We start from the raw sequence: 641 nt of genomic DNA, 5'->3' as shown, positions 1-641 counted from the left end.
CAGATTGATGACGAACCCCGCTTTTTCAAGCGGGGTTCTTTTTTGGAAGCGACCGTAGGTCGCGATCGCGATATTTTTTGTTATACCGTGCGCAGAAGCTTCCATTCATTACATAGGCATACAGAAGCAAGTATTTGCCTTATTTCTGTCATGTTTAAGCCCATTTTTCGTAGATAACTCATCACCAACGCTATCTTCTTGATGTTTTGAGCTGCCGCTGCCAACCAACATTGCATTTGCACATTGGCTAGACCTCGAAAGCGAGCATAACGATGACCATGATGTTGCTTGGCGTCTGCGAAGCTCCGTTCTACGGTTTCACTTCGACGTCGATAAGTCTTCTTACCATAGGGAGAGAGCCGCATTTGATTTGCTCTCTCTACTGCATCGCTATAGATATGCCGAGTAATCACTTTCTTCATGTTTTTGCTTTGGGTGCAGTCATCCCTCATTGGACAGAACGCACACTCTTTGGGATCTGAGTGGTATTCTCGATAGGCATCACGTGATGTGGTTTTATAAAGCAACTCCTGACCATTCGGACATTGGTAGCTGTCTCTTTGCGCGTCGTAAGTAAAGTGTTTCTTTTTGAACGTATTTTTCGTTCTCGATGGGCGTCGATAACCGAACACGCCAAGAAT

The 641-nt window shown here is 45.1% G+C and carries 1 protein-coding gene; it reads right to left on the bottom strand.

Annotated elements, in window-relative coordinates; translation table 11 throughout:
* Nucleotides 1-80: 80 nt before the first annotated feature.
* Nucleotides 81-641: transposase (locus IRQ95_RS21955; RefSeq protein ID WP_194439925.1), on the bottom strand; the 561-nt coding region annotated here is incomplete at its 5' end.

This window comes from Vibrio fluminensis (assembly GCF_015278125.1).
Taxonomy (GTDB): Bacteria; Pseudomonadota; Gammaproteobacteria; order Enterobacterales; family Vibrionaceae; genus Vibrio; species Vibrio fluminensis.
This window is presented reverse-complemented; position numbering and strand designations above follow the sequence as displayed.